Genomic DNA, 15,597 nt, shown 5'->3' on the forward strand with positions numbered 1-15,597 from the left:
AGCGGCAGACCTCGCCCGGCGAAGTCGGCGGTGTCCCGGTTGAAATCTTCCGGGTAGTTCATCTTTGCGGCCTGGGATAAATTTCCGATGGATGACCAAATATCTACTATTGGGCGGGCGCGGTGAGGAGCGATGCGGATCGCATACTGCTTTTCGATTTTGGCCGTGGAGTGAGCGTCCGTACTGAAAGCGATTCGGTGGTTTGGGGTGTGTCGAGTTGAGCGAGTAGCTGATCTTCAGCTTTGTGTCCACGGAGGACTTCGAGCAGGAAAGTGCGAGTGATGTATCGATAACTCTGGGGAGGGTGGAAGGTGCCCCCCGCCCGCAGATGCGTCAGTGGGACGGAATGGTCCAGGTTTTGAGGCGAGTCAAGAACGAGAGCGGATGCTTGCGATGCTCCCTGCATGTAGGCGTCGTATTCGTCGCGGTTGATGCCGCTGTGTGCCCGGTGCTGACGCCAGATGGCTGCTGGGGTTGCGGAGTCCACACGACTTACCCGAGCGGTCCCGACCAGGGCCATGACGGGCGAGGTGGCGTAGAGAACGAGAGGGGTTCCTTCTGGAACGGCGACTCGCTGCCGCCGGAGTTCGACCGTCTTGCTGCCTTCCAGGATGGCCGTGGCGAACCTCGGGTGGACGGAGATCAGCAGGGCGCGTTCCGTGTCGTTCACCGCGCTGGGTGGCCTTCCTCGTAGAGGGCTTGGAACAGGTCGGATGAGATCTTGAAGACCGACTGTACGTTGACCTTGTCTCCATAACGAGCCCCGAGCTGAAGAAGTCGCTTGTGAGACACCGGGCGTGGGAACAGGCCGGTGTCGGAGAAGCGCAGGGCCATGGCTCGGTTGTCGGCATCGCACTTGGCAAGGACGTCGTCCAGGCCGTACACGCCCAGGTGCTTGAACTGCTGGTACAGGCGCTCCCCGTCGTCGACCACGACCTGGTCGAGCCGTGAGCAGCCGATGACGCATGACAGACGCTGACCTCTGTCCGAGCTGGCGTACCAGAGGATCCGGGCGGGATACCGCTCCCCCCTGGAGCGGGCTGAGCGGTAGTAGACGTGTTCGCGGCTGATTCCCAACAGGTCGTTGCGGGGGAGGAGCCCGGTGGGGAACCCGAACAGGTCATAGGCCCACTTCGGTTGTACGGGCACCAGGAACGTCGGCAGCTCGGCGTCAGTGATCTTCGCCGGCCACCAGGCGTGCTCGATCGCGGATGCGGCGACGGAAGGCATCGGGGCTTGCAGCTGAGGGAGGTCGAGGCCGACGCGGCCGGCGAGATCTGCTGCGTGCCGGTCTAGGGTGGCGGTGTCCGCGATCATATTCAGGACGAAGGCGAGCTGATCACTTGCCTGGTTCTGGAAGGCGTCTTCACTGGTAGCCGAGAGCATGGTGCGTTGCAGGTGGGGATCGGTAAGTCGCAGGATCTGAAGCCCGGTGTCCCGGCACCGCTGGCGAAGCATGAACAGGATCTGCCGGGCTAGGGTCGATGCCAGGGGATGCTGTTCGTTGACACGCAAGAGCGGAACTTGGAGTTCGTCGCTGCTCTCTCCCTGACAGTAGGTGGCCAGCAGGGCGCCCTGGTCGTCGATGATCTGCTGTCGGTTCCAGCGATCTGGGTGAGCGGCGAGGTGCCGCAGGCGTGCCTTGAAGGCCTTCTGCCTTTCACCGCCGCGGTGGTTGTGAAAGACCAGTTGCTCCTGCTCCTGCCCGGCGGGGACAGCGGTCGTCGTAAGCGTGGTGCCCAGAAGGCTGCCTGGTTGATACACCTGTGCCCTCGTCAGTTCGTCGATGTGCAGCACGACATCGGATGGCCGCAGTATGCGGACACCGCAGACCTTCTCGGCAATGGGGCTGAGTTCGAGGAGGCCCGCGTCGCGGGTGATCAGGTGCTGGATGCCCGCCGTACTGGCTTCCACGACGTACTGGAGGTCGGCGAGGTCGTTCTCCGCGCGAGGCAGTTCGATTCCCAAGCTGTCCCACGCCGACTCGATCAGCGCGCGGATGGTGCGGCCGTGGTCGATACCTTTGTCGAGTTGCCGCAGGTGGTAGCCGGTCGTGGCCGCCTGCAGTTGTATACGGCGCTCGGTGGGATCGGCGATCTTGTGGATCTCGACGATCAGCTGTGGCAGGACGACCAGATCGAGCAGGTTCGCCAGCCATTCCGCCGAGAGCGCCTGGCTCTCCTCGGATCCCGTGCGGGTGTGGGAGGCGTGGAGGTCGGCGAAGATGTTGCAGTCTATTGCCGCGGTCAGCAGAGCCGTCGGCTCCAGTTCGCTGAACAGGTCGGGATGGCCGTGGTCACGCCACCACACGACCAGCGGCTTACGTGTGCTGCCCCGCCCGTCGACCTCCGTTCGCGGTACAAAGCCGAGTCGCGTCCACATGCGTTCCAGGCCATAGTCCTTGCGGCACTTGAGGAGGATGCCCAGACGGTCCGGGTGGCGGTCCGATATCGCGTCCACGAGCATCCTGTTGATGCCCGTTCCGCGGTGTTCGGGTTCCACGCATAGGTGTGTAAGGCGCACTCGGTCGGCCGGCAGGCCGTACAGTGCGTATCCGAGAAGCCGGGATCCAGTGGTGGCGGCGATCAGGGTGCCTGCCTGCGCTGCCTGCTTGAACGCAGCCTGCGGCAAGAAGCCCAGCGTGTTCGTGAAGCGGTCTCCGAGGTCTATGACCGCCCGCAAGAGCTCCTCGTCGCATTCGGACACGGCTCTGACCCGCACCATGATGGCCCCCTCCACTGCCCACTGATCCGTACCGGTGATTCTCGAACGTTTTGCGATACTTGTCAGGAGAACAGGAAAGTCGCAGGGCTACTGGGGTCGGGCCACTTGCCTCTTCCGGAGTGGACCGATGCGTTGTGATCCGAGGGCGGTGAAGCAAGCGTGGAGGACTTGAAAGCTCAAAGCAGCTGTCCTGCTTCGCCACGATTCCAGTCGGCCCAAGAGGGGACGGGCCAAGCGTGGGCATCACCGAGGGAGAGTCGGAGGGGTCCGAGGAGCCGCCGGGCAAGGTCGGGGGAGAGGTCTTCAACGGCCAAGGCGGCGGCTGCGAAGGCCACTGTCTTCTGTTCGTCGGAGAACGCCCTGATCCTTTTGCCGTGGGAGCGTGCGGCTCGCTCAAGGGCTCCTTCGGCGTGTCGGATCAGTGCGGGCCACAATGCAGACCTCGGCGTGCCCCGATCGGCTGATGCTGCGAGATCCGCGGCCTCGTACCAGGCGCGATCCTGGTAGCCGGGCGGCCAAGCCCGGTCGTAGGAACGACGCATGGAAAGGATCTCCTGCCACGTGGCCCGCTCGATGCGCGCAATCAGCGCGGCTGCCGTGCGGCCTTGTGGCCCCAGCGCCCACCAAGCTGGCACTCGACGCCAGATCTTCTGGTGCCAGTTCCGGCCCTTGCGGTCTTCGTCGCCGGAGGCGACGAAGGTGATAATCCATAGCCCGAACGGGAAATCGGTCACGAAAGGCAAATAGGACGAGTCGGTGGCATGGGGTGCGGCCCGGTGCCACGGCTGCTTGCGGCGGCGCAGCAGAACACCCGGCTGCTCCTCAATAGGAACCGTGAGTCCGTCGCGCAGCGCGGCGACGTAGTCGACGGTGTCGTCACCCAGGCCTCGGCCAGACGGCCGAGTCAGCTTCCACCCCCAGCCGTCGGGCAGGTCTGCGGGGGATATCCCCGCAGAGGCCCATCGTTCCCACCCCAGTCCGGCCATCTGCCCTCCGAATGCGATCCCGGGTCCATCTTTGCGGACGCCCGGACGAGCCGTTGCAAGGTTGTCGCGACTCGGTTCGGCAGGGTGGACTTCGGGCTGCTGATGCTGGGCTCCGCACTCGCACCTGGAAGATCAACGGCATCGGATCGTCGGCGGGGTTGGTCGATCGCTAAAGGGCGGGCACCTCCCTGGAGGGGTGCCCGCCTCGGACTGCTTGGCGGCGCCTACTGAGTGGCCGGGCCGGTGGTGGCCAGGCGGTAGGTCAACGGCTTTTCGCTCACCCTCTCGGCCAGACCCTGATTGGTCAGGGTGACCAGGGCGTTGGCGATCGCGCCGGAGGACCTCTCGATCACGCGGCTGATCTTGGTGGCTGTGAATGCTTCGCCGGGGTGGGCCTGGAGGTGGTCGATGACCATCTGCCGCAGGCCGCCTGGAGCCAGCCGTCCGTTCGCGCCGGGCTGCCCGGTTACCTGGGGGGCTGGCACGCGCTGACCGGCGGGCTGCCCCAAGCCCGAGTCGGACTCGTCGGCCGGTGCCTCGCTCCTACTCACTTCGCTGGCCGCCCCGTCTGCGCCCAGGCCAGCAGGCGCGTTGTGGGGCTCGGGCTGTGGTTGAGCGTCCTGTGATGCCCCAACTGTCTCGTCGGAGTGGAGAGGTGTGACGTCGGGGTCCGGAGAACTCGGAGATGCAGGGGGCTGGGTCTCGGTGGGCGTGGCGATGGTGAGCGATTCCGAAGGCTCCTCTGTGGTGGGTGCGCGGTGCCAGAGGTCGGGGCTGCGGTGGTGGCCGTCGTAGGTGCCGCGAATGCGGACGGCCAGGTTGAGCTTCTCCAAGGTGTTGAGGACCTTGCCCGCCGTGGAGTGGCCCATCTTCGCCGCGAGGGCGAGTTCCGCAGCGGATACCGCTTCGTCGGGTGCGGGGAGGTATTCGTAGGCGATGGCGGCCATGCCGGTCGGGGTTGGAGTGGGCTCGGGGGTGGTGGGCGGCGTGGTTGTGGCGTGGTTGGTGGTGTCTGACATGGGGAACCTCGGTTCCGTGTGGTGTCGGTGAGGGAGGTCCCCGGCCGGGGTGCGGCCCGGTGTGGGCTGCGGTGTCCGCCGGGTGCGTGCGCAACGCAGAAGCCCCGGTCGGACGGGGCCGACATGCGCAGGGTGAACCGTTGTGCACGGTGTGTCCCCGGGTCGGCCACGACCATGGACGCTCGGATCGGCGGGGAAGTCAAGCGGATCCGTTCGGCGTCGATCGGTCGAGCCCAGAGCGGTGTTGCATCAGTGGGGACGAGCGGCGGGCCGACCGTGCGGTTCGATCCGCGGTCGGACCTACGGCGGTATCGGGCGATCGGTCAGGAGCCGGTTGCGGATCTGGCGGGCGCGGCGCGGACCGATGCGCAGATCGGTGCGCAGCCGCCAGACGCTCACCGGATCGCCGGTGGCAGCCAGGGCGCTGTCGTTCAGGGCGGTCGCGCGCAGCCACATTTCGGCATCCGTTGCGGGGGCTTCGGTCGGCTGGCCGATCGGCGCGCCGGCGGTAGCGCGGGTGTCGGATCTGCCCCCTGGCGTGGACTGCTTTGCCGGATTGGGGTCGGCCGGATTCGGATCGGCGTGCGCCGGTTTGGCCGGGCGGCTGACGGATCGGGGCCTGCCGGCCGGGGATCCGATCGTGGTGGAGGTGCCGAGGAGGTTGTTGATCGTTGTCCGGTAGGCGGCGATCGTTTCGGTGAGGGTGATCAGGAGAAGAGCGGGGGTGAGGTGGAGCAGTACGGCGGCTGGATCGGCGTGGTGAGGCCAGCCGATCCTGCGGTCGGGCCACAGCGACTGCCAGGTGTTCATCAGGGCTGCGGTGCATCCGGAAGTCCAGCGGAGGGTGGTTGACCAGCCAGGTGGGCGGATGCCCCAGGAGGCGAGGCGGGCATCGGCGTACAGGACGCCGGCCAGCGCCATGCCGATCATCGGATCGAGGAGGATCGCGATGGGTCCGGGGACGCCCCGGCTGGTGGCAAAGCGCGTCACATTGACCGTAGTGAAGATCAGCGCAAGTACGCCCACGGTGCAGAGCACTTTCGACATGGTTCGTAGGAGGGCGACTGCCTCGCTGGGGACGGGCTGTTTCACCCGGCTGCCCCTTGCACGGCCGGGCGGGTGGCCCCCCGGAAGGAAGGGGTGTTGAGGCGGGCGGGTCCTTGGCGGACGACGGCTCCGCTGTGGGGGGCGTCGATGGCCAGGCCGTTTCCGGTGTAGAGGGCGACGTGGGTGATGTGGTGGGGGTCGGTGCCGTAGAAGAGCAGGTCGCCGGGGAGCAGGGGCGCCTCGTGGGGGAGGTGGGGGCCGGCGTCGTATTGCGCTTGGGCGGTGCGGGGCAGAGCGATGGCGGCGGCGTGGTAGGCGGCTTGGGTGAGCCCGGAGCAGTCGAAGCCGCCATCGACGGGTCCGTCGCCTCCCCACACGTAAGGGGCGCCGAGTTGGGAGTGGGCGAAGGCGACTGCCGTGGCGCCGGCCCTGGCGGGCGCGGGCTCGCCGGCAGCGTAGGTGGCCGCGATGGCGACGACTTTGTTCACGTACGCGGTGGAGTGGTTGTAGGCGAAGACCGCGCGCCGAACGTCGTGGCCGTCCCGGGCGCCGTTGGCGCACAGCAGTCTGGCGGCGGCGTGGACGGCGTCGACGGGGTCCCAGGGGGTGGCTGGCCTTCGGCCGCCGGGCGGCACGGGGTGCGAGTAGGCGGCGAACGTGGCAGGCAGGAACTGCATTGGCCCGACGGCGCCTGCCGTGGAGACCATGGTGTGGATACGCGCGTGGTCGGTCTCGACCTTGCCGATCGCGGCGAGGATCGTCCAGGACAGACCAGGGCATTCCGGGGCTGCTTGCCGGTAGATGGTGAGCATGGCCGGGGGGATGTCGGCCACGGCGCTCTTACTCGGGGCGGCCGCGGCGTCGTTGCCGGTGGTCAGGCTGTCAAGAAGCGTCGCGACCACGAGCGCGGCCAGCACCGGTAGCGCCAGGACGGCGCACCCGACCGTGCCGGCCGCTTTGGCGAACAGGGAACTCACGGTGCGGCAGCGCTCGTCGGCGGCAGGGGTGGTACGGGGAGGGTGAGGAGGGTGTCGGCGTCGGTCGCCTCCAGATGCGCCGGGGCCAGGCCGGTCCAGTGGGTGGCGAGTCCGGTGAGGGTGGTGCGTCGGGCGCCTGGTTCGAGGGGCGCCCACCAGGGGCCCCACGGGTCGGTGGTGGTGAAGTCCGCCGAGGAGGTGGCCACGTGGAGGCCCAGGTGGGTCGCGGTGTGTTCGAGGCGGCGGCGGAGTGCCTGGTCGCGGGATTGGGTCCGGGTGTGGATGAGGAGGGCTGGGCGGGTTCCCGTTGCGGTGGTGAAGGCGGCGTAGCCGGCGAGTTTCGCTTCGACGCGGGGCAGGGACTGGCTGCCGGTGTCGTATTCGAGGAAGAACGGCAGCAGGTGCCCTCTGCCGGTCCAGTGGGCGTAGGCGTCGGGGCGGGTGATGTCGCCCCAGCGGCGTGCGGCGGAGCGTTCGGACAGCCACAGGGGAAGTGCCGCGTCGGGGTGGGTGCGGCTGCGGGCGGCGAGGTGGGTAAGCAGATCGTTGACGCCCAGGTCGTGGCCGAGGCTGGGGGAGTAGGCGATGCGGCCGGTGTGCGTGGGGCGCCATGCGACGGCCGCCGGGTCGAGTCCGGCCTGTGCCGCGAGGAGCGCGGCTCCTATGGGGCCGAGGGTGTAGTGCTCGGGGGCTGAGCCGGATGCGGTGAGGGGTCGGAAGGAGTCCAGGACGCGGGATCGGTGGAGGGCTCGCAGGCGTCGCTGGGCGGAGCGCGGCGAGGTGTAGGCCAGCCGGGTGATCTGGTGGGTGGTCAGCACGCGGTGTTCGTGGAGCATCGCGACCAGCCACAGGTCGCGGGAGGTGAGGCTGCGGGCCAGGACCGCGACGTCGGTGTGGCCGAGCGGGCGGCGGCGGGTGGTGGCGGCGCGGGCGGTGTAGCGAGAGCCAGGGCCGTAGGCGGGACGGGGAGTGCGGGCATGGTGGGCAGGGCCTCCATCGCAGTGGTCAGGGGGCTGCGGGGTGCGCGCTCAGGGCTGGGTGGCGGGGCGGGGGCCGTTGCGCGATGCGGCTGCCGCGCGGAGGTCTTTGGCCCGGCCGGGCACGGCCGGCGGCAAGGGGCGTGTGGTGAGGGTGAAGGCGGCGGATTCCGCACCGGCGGTGAGCAAGTGGGCTCCGGCTTGGTAGGGGCCGAGGTGGGCGAGGTCGTGCGCGGCCAGGGTGGGGAGTGTGTGGCGTTCGAGAGTGGCCGCGTCTTCAGGGGAGGCGTTGAAGAAGATCTTGTTGCGGGCGTTGGCGGAGATGCCTTCGCGCAGATCGCGGGGGAGCTGGGCGAGGTGCTGGTGGGCCAAGAGCATGGACAGGCGGTAGCCGCGGGCCTCGGCGAGCATGTCTTCCAGCGGATAGGGGAGGGTCAGGAAGTTGTGCGCCTCGTCGATGCTGAGGGTGGCGTCGACGCGTGAGTGCTCGGGGGTACGGGCACGGGCGGCGGCTGCCTGCCAGGTGCCGGCGACGATGAACGAACCGAGCAGGCGGGCGGTCTCTTCGCCCAGGGCTCCTTTGGGCAGACGGGCGAGCAGGATGCCGCCGTCCAGAACCTGGGCCAGGCCGAAGGTGGAAGGACCGGCGGCGATGGCGCGGCGGGCGAAGTCGCGCAGCAGGAACGCCCGGAGCTTGTTCATCACCGGGCCGACCACGGCGGCGCGCGAGGGTTCGGACATGGACTCGTACCAGGCCCAGAAACCGCGGAGGACCGGGTCTTGGAGGGCGGGGACGACACGCAGGCGGTAGGAGGTTTCGCCGAGGAGGCGGGGGACGTCGGCGAGGGTGACGAGCTGGCCGGTGCGGTCGCGGTGCTTGAGCAGGGTCAGGCAGGCGGCCCGCATGACGTCGTCGGTGCGTGGCCCCCAGAAGGCGGTGAAGATCCGGCGGAAGATGCCGGTGAGGTTGTCCACGACGACGTCGATGTCCCTGCCGTCCAGGACGTTCAGGCACGGCGGGGGGTGGGGGTCGTCGGGGTCGATGAGGACCAGGCGGTCGGCGCAGGTGTCGGGGAGTCGGTCGAGGAGGTCGGTGACGAGGTCGCCCTTGGGGTCGATGACGATGACGCCGCGATGGTTTCGGACGTCGTCCAAGGCGAGGTTGGCGATGAGGGTGGACTTGCCGGAACCGGTGGCGCCCATGACGTGGAGGTGGTGCCGGGCATCCGGAACGCCCAGACCGACGCCTCGACGAGCGCCGGTGTCGCAGCGGCCGAGGGGTTTGACGCCGTTGCCGGCAGCGGGCTCGGGCACGGACGGCGGGGGCAGGACGGAACGGGCCCCCGCGCGCCGGAGGCCGGGCGCGTCCGCGTCCAGGGGCAGGTGGGCAAGGGCGGCGAGTTCCGGCACCGACAGCAAGGCGGTGCGTGGCGGGAACCGCCGGTCCCGAAGGAACGGCTCCGGATGCCGAAGGCGCTCACGGGCCAGGTAGTTCCGGTCGGCGTACAAACCGAAGGCGGAGGCCAAGGCGTGCGCCCGGCCACGTGCGATGTCGCGGGCCCGCTGGTGTTCCGCGTGCCCCGAGGTGCAGGCGGCGGCGTAGGTGATGCTGCACTGCCATTGCGGGCCGGACAGTTTGGCCGCGGCCTGCCGTACGGCGGCGGAGTGTTCGGGGTCCAGCTTGCCGGTGGCGGTGGGTTGAGGGCGGTGGAGCAGGAACGCCGCCAGAGCGGGCAGCCGGGGGGAGGTGTGCCCGGACTTGAGGCGTCGGGCCTGGTGGCGGGCACGGCGCAGTGCCGAGCCGGTGGCGGGGCGGGCCAGGATCTGCACGCACGCGAACTCCTCCTCACTCATGCCGGTGGCCGCCTGCAGGAGCGCGCGCAGCGGGTCGGTGGGGTGGTCGGTGCGTAGCGGCAGGACGGCTGGGCGGGCGGGCCGCATCCGGCCGGCGGTAACAACGCGCCCCTGGGGGAGGAGCGGGTCCGTGACGGTGACACGGGTCTGCGCGCCGGGCCAGGCGGCTTCGACCGCGCGGCGCACGAGGCCGAGGGGCACGGCCCCGGGCGCCCACAGGCGGATGCGCAGGCCGGTGTGCGACCAGGCGTACTCGAAGGCCACGTAGGGCTGGCCGCTGGTGATCCTCCGCCACCAGGGCCGCAGCAACCCGGTCAGTTGGGCCCACAGGACTTCGCCGCCCCGGGCGGTCACCGTCGGCGGGGCGAGGACTTCCACACAGAATGCACCTTCGGTCAAGCGCCGGTAGTGCGCCGCACGCAGACGGTGCTTCAGCGCCCAACCGCCCGCCATCGCCAGAGCGCAGCACGACGCGAGGTAGAGCCCGTTGCTGCACAGCCAGCCCGTTCCCGCGCCGGCGACGATGTTCCACACGCGGGCAGGGTCGGTGAGGAATCCGACCAGGGCGCCGTGCGGACCGGCGGAGGCGGCAGGCTGGAGATACATGCTCAAGGCCCCCATGCGCCGGCCTCGCCGAAGTCGTCGTGGTCAGCGTCCTCGGTGTCCGGCTCTTCGTCGGCGAACGGGCCCTGCAGCGCCAGCTCACCCGGGTCGGTGGTGATCACCTCGTGTTCGCCGGGTGCCGCCATGCTGATCAGGGCGACCTTGTGGTGGCGGTCCCCGGTCAGCAGCAGCGCCTCGCCCCGGGTGGCGGTGAGCAGGAACTCCCGCTCTCCTCGGGAAAGGTGGAAGGCGTTGCTGATGGCGTCGATGGCCTGGGGCGCCTGGCGCAGCAGGATCTGGGTGGCCGCGTTGGAGACGATGGCGTGCCCGAGGGGGGAGCCCAGGACGTCGTCGGCGTCCTGGGTGACCACGGCCAGCCCCGCCCAGTACTTGCGAGCGGCTTTGGCCATCTTGGACAGGAAGCCGGCGCCGGCGCCGTCGCGCATCAGCAGCCATGCCTCGTCCACCACGACAAGGTGTTTGCCGGGGTGGCCCTCGTGGGTGACGCGACGCCAGACCGCATCGAGAGCCAGCAGCATGGCGGGGGCTTTGACCTCGTCTGGTAGGTGCCGCAGGGCGAAGACCGTCAGGTGCCCGGTGGTGGGAGCGGTGGTGTGGGCGTTGAAGAGACGGGCGTGCGAGCCGGCCACGTACGGCTGGAGCCGGTCGGCGATATCGGTTGCCACCGGGCTGCCGTCCTCCCGCAGGGCAGTGGCCAGATCGGTGAGGGTGGGCGGGGTGCGCTGCCAGGTACGGCGGTCCGCGGTGATCCCGGCGTGAGCGTACGCGGCCAGCAGCGCCCGGTCCAAGACGGCCTTGTCGACGGCGGACAGTTCGGTGCCGAAGAGGACGGCGAGGAAGCTGTGCAGGAACGGCACTCGCCGGGTCAGCGCACCGTCCTCGTCCTCGCTCGCCATCGGCAGGTCGAAGGGGTTGACGCACACCCCGTCGGCACCGAGTTCGATCACCTGGCCCCCGACGGTTTCGGCGAGGCGGACGTACTCGTCCTCCGGATCGATCACCGAGGCTGTGACCCCGGTGAACAGCAGCCGCAGCAGCTCCAGTTTCGTCAAGTACGACTTGCCCGCGCCGGACCGGGCCAAGGTGATGGAGTTGTAGTTGTCCTGCGCGAAGCGGTCCCACAGCACCGGAGCACCGGAGGCGGTGTTCAGCCCGTAGAAGACCCCGTCGAGAGCACGGTCGCCGCTCGTCGCTCGCGGCAGGGGCAGGTCCGGGCTGGTGAAGGGGAAGCATGCGGCCAGCGCGGTGGTGTCGAAAGTGCGGTGGATCTTGAGGGTGTCCATTCCCAACGGGAGGGTGGCCAGCCAGCCCGGCAACGCGCGGTAGGTCGCGGGGGCGACGCTCAACAGCAGCGACTCGGCGACCGCGCGGACTGCGGCGGCCTGCTCGGCCAGGGACTGTTCGTCGCTGGCGTACACCGTGAGGTACAGGGCGACGTGGAAGAGCTTTCCCTCGCCGCGGGCGATGCGGTAGGCGAGTTCGGCGGCGTCGGCGGCGGCTGCCTCCACTTCCGGGTCGTCCAGGCGTTGCTTGTCGAAGCCGGCGCGGCGACTGGACTCCAGGCGGGCGCGCTGCTTCTTCAGCCCGGCGGCGGCGACCGAGCTGGGGACAGGATCGATGTGCAAAGCGATATCGAGATGCCCGGGGAAGTTCAGCAGCGGGGCGAGCCATCCGGCGGTGACCTCGGCCGGATAGCCGGTCACCACCAACGTGCACGCCACCTGTGCCCCCACGGCCAGCATGCGGGCGTGGACTTCGACGGCCTCGGGGCCCACGGCGTCCAGCAAATCGTGGGCTCGCACAACGTCGCTGTGAGTCGCCGGCCGAAGCCGCTCTGAACGCAGGCGGATCACGCAGGGTCACCTTCCCATCCGGTGGTCGGTGCGGTGGTGTCGGGGTTGCAGGCTGTGCGCAGCACTTCGGCGGTGTGCGGGGCATCGAGTGGCGTGACCGTGATCTCGGCCGGGCCGAGCGCGCGTGCGGCCTCTTCCAGGCGCTGGACGACTCGCCCGCCCGCGGCGGCCCGCGACACGGGGCGCCCCGTGTCGGGCTCGCGGGCGACCAGCAGGACCTCCCGACCCAGGAGCGTCTCGCTCGAAGCCAGTTCGGCCAGGAAGTCGCCGTGGGCCCGCGCGGCTTGCTCCAAGGCGGGGTGCGGCAGCGCCGGCGCACCGAGCTGAAGGGCCTCCGCGAGGGGAGCCAGGTCGATGCGATGACAGCGCACCACCACCTGCGCGGGTCCGGTCAGCGAGTTGAGCCAGCGGGCGAAGGATGCGGTCGCAGCCTGCTGTTCGGCGGCGGACCGCAGATCGAAGTTGACCGTGGAGCAGGCGGCAACGGCGGCTTCCCCGTCGCGGCCCAGATCGACCACCCCAGCTGGGGTCAGACCTTGGTAGGGCATCCGCATCGCGGCCGGTGCCCGTCCTGCCGCCCGCGCCCAGCGACGGGGAACGGCTGCGGGCAGCGGCGGGACCCCGGCGGGCGCGTGCACCCGGCGTTTGGGGTGACGGGCATGGGACAGCGCGGCGAGCAGGAAGCGGTCCAGGCCGATGCCGTCGCGGCTGCTGAGCAGGACGGCCGCCACCGCCCCGGCCACGGGAAGCACCGCGACTACGTACGCGATCGGCGGCATGAGGGACCGAGTGGCCCAGTAGCCCCCGTACAGCGCCAGCGCGGTTGCGGCGAGAACACCGGCTTGGCGCGCGGTGAAGGGGCCCAGCACCCGGTCCGGCCGGGAGATGTCCGAAGGGATGCGGGCGGTGAGCGGCGCCACTTCCGGGGTGTCGGTGTCAGTCATCGAGAGTTGCTCCGAGGCGGTTCGAGGGGCAGGCGCAGCTGCATCGGGCGTGGTGGACGCTTCCGGACACGCTCGGCCGGGATGGGCAGGGCCATCTGTCGACCGCGCGGGGACGTGGCCGGCTGGACCGCGGAGGCGCGGGTGGGCGCGCCTTGCGCGGCGGCGGCCCGGGTCTGGGCAGGCGCGGATGCGGGTTGGGGAGAGCGCGGCGGTCCGCTGGAGGCCTGCGTCGGAGCCGGGCCGCCCCGACGGGCGGGGGCTGGTCCGCGGGCAGTCCCGGGGCTTCGTTGCGTACGAGCGCGTTGCGGCGTGCGTGGCCCACGAGTTGGCTGAACCGGTCCTGACGTTCCGGGCCTTGATCTGGGGGTCGAGCCCCCAGCAGGCGCCGGACGTGAACTCACAGCCATCCGCGCCCTGGCCGTGGTACCCGTTCGAGGTCCTGGCGCAGTTTGGCTTGAGGGGTCCGCGGAACCGCCGCGCCGCGGATTCGAAGACGTTCTCATGCGGGGCACGGAGCCGCCGGTCCTCCCCGGCCGTCCTGTGGCCGGTGGACCTCCAAAGCCCCCAGCACCGCTCGGCGATCTCCCGCCTGGACCCCGCGGACCGCCACCGCCCCACCCGAACCCGCCGGCCTGGCCACCCGGCCTCCGGGGCCCGTGCACGTACGGTCGTCCCATGAGTTGATACATCGCCAGGTGTTTGAGCATGCGCAACGGCGCGGATGCGCGCGGGGACTGGACGGGCGAACCGCGCAGGACAACCTGAAGCGCCCAGCCTGGGATCTTGAACAGCACCCAGAACAGGGAAAGGCCAGCCAGTGTCGTGCCCAACCCGCCCGGCGCGGGCAGACCCAGCGCCGTGGCGCCGGGGGCGAAGAACAGCTTCAGCGAGAGAACGAAGGTCATTGACTGAGCGATCTGGATGGCGAGGCACCCCGTCAGGCCCCGCCACCACAAGCGGGCGATCGGATCGGTCAGCGGGTGTGCATGGCACGCCAAGGCCAGCGGGGCACAGACCGCCAGCAGCGCCATCAGCGTCACCCGAATCACGAAGCCGATCAGCGTCGCGAGGACCAGCGCTCCGGCCACCAGGCCGAGCATGACGAAGAACAGATCGGAACTGGGAGTGATCGGGAGCGGCAGCGCGCGTTTGATCGCGCCCTGCGCCGCGTCGGACATATCGGTTGCCATGACTGCGTGAGCGACAGCGTTGGACAGGCCAATGGCCTTGCCCATCACGGTCAAGGAGGTGGCTGCCCCGACCACCCCGAACAGCAGGCGGGGTGCGATCTCCTTGAGGGCGTATCGGGTCTGGACGGTCTCGTAGCCCATGACCGTGATGCCGCCCGCGGTCACGAACAGCCCGTAGATCCCGGCGGTGATGCCGAGCATGGCGGTCCACAGCCGCTTTACGTCCCCATTGGTGGTGACGTCGGGAGTGGCCAGCAGCGTGTCGGCCAACATCTCGCGTACAGGCTTCATGACCTGCTCGACCAGAGTGCCAAGGAAGCGGGTGACGGCGTCTTCGACCATGCCGGGGATGTCGAGCAAGTTCCCGAATCCGAAGCTGCTGTCGTGGCAGGGGTATCCGTCCACCTGACACGCCTGAGGCATCAGCCCGGACGCCGGGGGCGGTCCCACAGGGTGCCGGGGCGCGGGAGCTGAGTGGCCGGGTGGCCGGGGCGGTGCTGCAGGCGCTCCCGGGCCCGAGGGGATGGGAGGCGGGCCTGGCGTCGGATCGGGAAGGGGCTGTGGATCCCGCGGCGTGCCACGGGTGGTCCCCTGGAGCGCCCCGTTGGCCGGCGGTGCAGATGCCTGCGAGACGGCTGGCGGGGCCAGGGAGAGCAGACTCAGCATGGCCGCCGCGGACAGGGCGCGCGCGAGGCGCCGTACGCCTGTCACCTGCCGCTGCCGCTGCCGCTGCTGGTGTTGCTGCCGACGATTCCCTGCAGAACTGTGACCACGACCGGCGCCAGAAGAGCCAACGCATATCCGATGGCCGCCGCCTTCAGAGCGCGCTTGGCGGCTTCGATCTCGCCGGGATCGCCTCCGGCCATCAGGTAGCGCACGCCGCCGAAGGTGAGGAACAGCGTGGCGAGCCCGGCGAGCAGGCCCAAGATCCAGATCTGCAGATTGGAGATCACGGTGGGGATGTCCGCGACAGCCCACACGTACGGTCCGTCCGCCAGCAACAGAACGACGGTGAAGGCCAAGTTGACGGCCACCCGGGCCATACCGCGAACGATGGGGCGATCTACGGGCCGACGCGTCCCCCGGAGCTTGGCGAGCACAGCGGACAGACCTCCAACTGCAGCGACAGCAAGGAACGAGACCAACACCCGGCATCACGTCGCGACGCGGCGCCAGCGCGGGCGAAAGCGAGGTGGGTGAGCGCACATTCCTCGGTCCGGGCCGGCCTCCCTTCCAGGAGCGGCGGGAACGGGGCACTCGGGGTGTCAGCACGAGACGGGCGCGCGCTCACCCACCACTCGGACAGCCCGGTGGTGACTGGCTGCCCCGGGCAGCCGTCACCGGATGCGGCGAACTCATCCCTCATCCGGTGACGACTGCTTACCGGTCATAGAGATTCACG

Annotated in this window: 11 protein-coding genes and 1 pseudogene; all 12 read right to left on the reverse strand. The window is 69.7% G+C overall.

Annotated features, from left to right (window positions below):
* Positions 1 to 106: 106 nt before the first annotated feature.
* Complete coding sequence (locus tag BS72_RS34620; protein ID WP_078901591.1) at positions 107 to 670, reverse strand: ASCH domain-containing protein; 564 nt, start codon at positions 668 to 670, stop codon at positions 107 to 109.
* On the reverse strand, positions 667 to 2,739 hold the full coding sequence (locus tag BS72_RS23650) for a GNAT family N-acetyltransferase (RefSeq protein ID WP_232792519.1): 2,073 nt from the start codon (positions 2,737 to 2,739) through the stop codon (positions 667 to 669). The genes BS72_RS34620 and BS72_RS23650 overlap by 4 nt, the downstream gene beginning before the upstream one ends.
* 161 nt (positions 2,740 to 2,900) lie before the next feature.
* Positions 2,901 to 3,710, reverse strand: a complete 810-nt coding sequence (locus tag BS72_RS34625; protein ID WP_232792520.1) for a hypothetical protein — start codon at positions 3,708 to 3,710, stop codon at positions 2,901 to 2,903.
* Between the two features lie 224 nt (positions 3,711 to 3,934).
* A complete protein-coding gene (locus BS72_RS23655) occupies positions 3,935 to 4,729 on the reverse strand; it encodes a hypothetical protein (protein WP_037913363.1) in 795 nt (264 codons plus the stop codon).
* A 300-nt stretch (positions 4,730 to 5,029) separates the two neighbouring features.
* On the reverse strand, positions 5,030 to 5,776 hold the full coding sequence (locus BS72_RS23660; RefSeq protein WP_107498864.1) for an extensin: 747 nt from the start codon (positions 5,774 to 5,776) through the stop codon (positions 5,030 to 5,032).
* Between the two features lie 41 nt (positions 5,777 to 5,817).
* Positions 5,818 to 6,753, reverse strand: a complete 936-nt coding sequence (locus BS72_RS23665; RefSeq protein ID WP_037913367.1) for a bifunctional lytic transglycosylase/C40 family peptidase — start codon at positions 6,751 to 6,753, stop codon at positions 5,818 to 5,820.
* Positions 6,750 to 7,721, reverse strand: a pseudogene (locus tag BS72_RS23670) (replication-relaxation family protein); the annotation flags it as partial. The pseudogene BS72_RS23670 and the gene BS72_RS23665, both read right to left, overlap by 4 nt.
* 60 nt (positions 7,722 to 7,781) lie before the next feature.
* Positions 7,782 to 10,190 carry a type IV secretory system conjugative DNA transfer family protein gene (locus BS72_RS23675; protein WP_232792522.1) on the reverse strand — a complete coding sequence of 803 codons (2,409 nt, stop codon included), beginning with the start codon at positions 10,188 to 10,190 and terminating at the stop codon, positions 7,782 to 7,784.
* 2 nt (positions 10,191 to 10,192) lie between these two features.
* A complete protein-coding gene (locus BS72_RS23680) occupies positions 10,193 to 11,950 on the reverse strand; it encodes a VirB4 family type IV secretion system protein (protein ID WP_078901895.1) in 1,758 nt (585 codons plus the stop codon).
* A 107-nt stretch (positions 11,951 to 12,057) separates the two neighbouring features.
* Positions 12,058 to 13,005 (reverse strand): PrgI family protein, encoded by a 948-nt coding sequence (locus tag BS72_RS23685; RefSeq protein WP_037913371.1) that lies wholly within the window; start codon positions 13,003 to 13,005, stop codon positions 12,058 to 12,060.
* Positions 13,002 to 14,555, reverse strand: coding sequence for a hypothetical protein (locus BS72_RS36730; protein WP_157856319.1), 1,554 nt, complete (start codon positions 14,553 to 14,555; stop codon positions 13,002 to 13,004). The genes BS72_RS23685 and BS72_RS36730 overlap by 4 nt, the downstream gene beginning before the upstream one ends.
* Before the next feature lie 347 nt (positions 14,556 to 14,902).
* Complete coding sequence (locus tag BS72_RS23695) at positions 14,903 to 15,238, reverse strand: hypothetical protein (protein WP_107498866.1); 336 nt, start codon at positions 15,236 to 15,238, stop codon at positions 14,903 to 14,905.
* Between the last annotated feature and the right edge of the window lie 359 nt (positions 15,239 to 15,597).

Origin of the sequence: Actinacidiphila yeochonensis CN732, from assembly GCF_000745345.1 — a bacterium.
Taxonomy (GTDB): Bacteria; Actinomycetota; Actinomycetes; order Streptomycetales; family Streptomycetaceae; genus Actinacidiphila; species Actinacidiphila yeochonensis.

Bases quoted from the DNA above. Each gene is read 5' to 3' on its own strand.
- BS72_RS34625 (WP_232792520.1), bottom strand. From the start codon at position 3,710: ATGGCCGGACTGGGGTGGGAACGATGGGCCTCTGCGGGGATATCCCCC.
- BS72_RS23655 (WP_037913363.1), bottom strand. From the start codon at position 4,729: ATGTCAGACACCACCAACCACGCCACAACCACGCCGCCCACCACCCCC.
- BS72_RS23660 (WP_107498864.1), bottom strand. From the start codon at position 5,776: ATGTCGAAAGTGCTCTGCACCGTGGGCGTACTTGCGCTGATCTTCACT.
- BS72_RS23675 (WP_232792522.1), bottom strand. From the start codon at position 10,190: ATGTATCTCCAGCCTGCCGCCTCCGCCGGTCCGCACGGCGCCCTGGTC.
- BS72_RS23680 (WP_078901895.1), bottom strand. From the start codon at position 11,950: ATGCTGGCCGTGGGGGCACAGGTGGCGTGCACGTTGGTGGTGACCGGC.
- BS72_RS23685 (WP_037913371.1), bottom strand. From the start codon at position 13,005: ATGACTGACACCGACACCCCGGAAGTGGCGCCGCTCACCGCCCGCATC.
- BS72_RS23695 (WP_107498866.1), bottom strand. From the start codon at position 15,238: ATGGCCCGGGTGGCCGTCAACTTGGCCTTCACCGTCGTTCTGTTGCTG.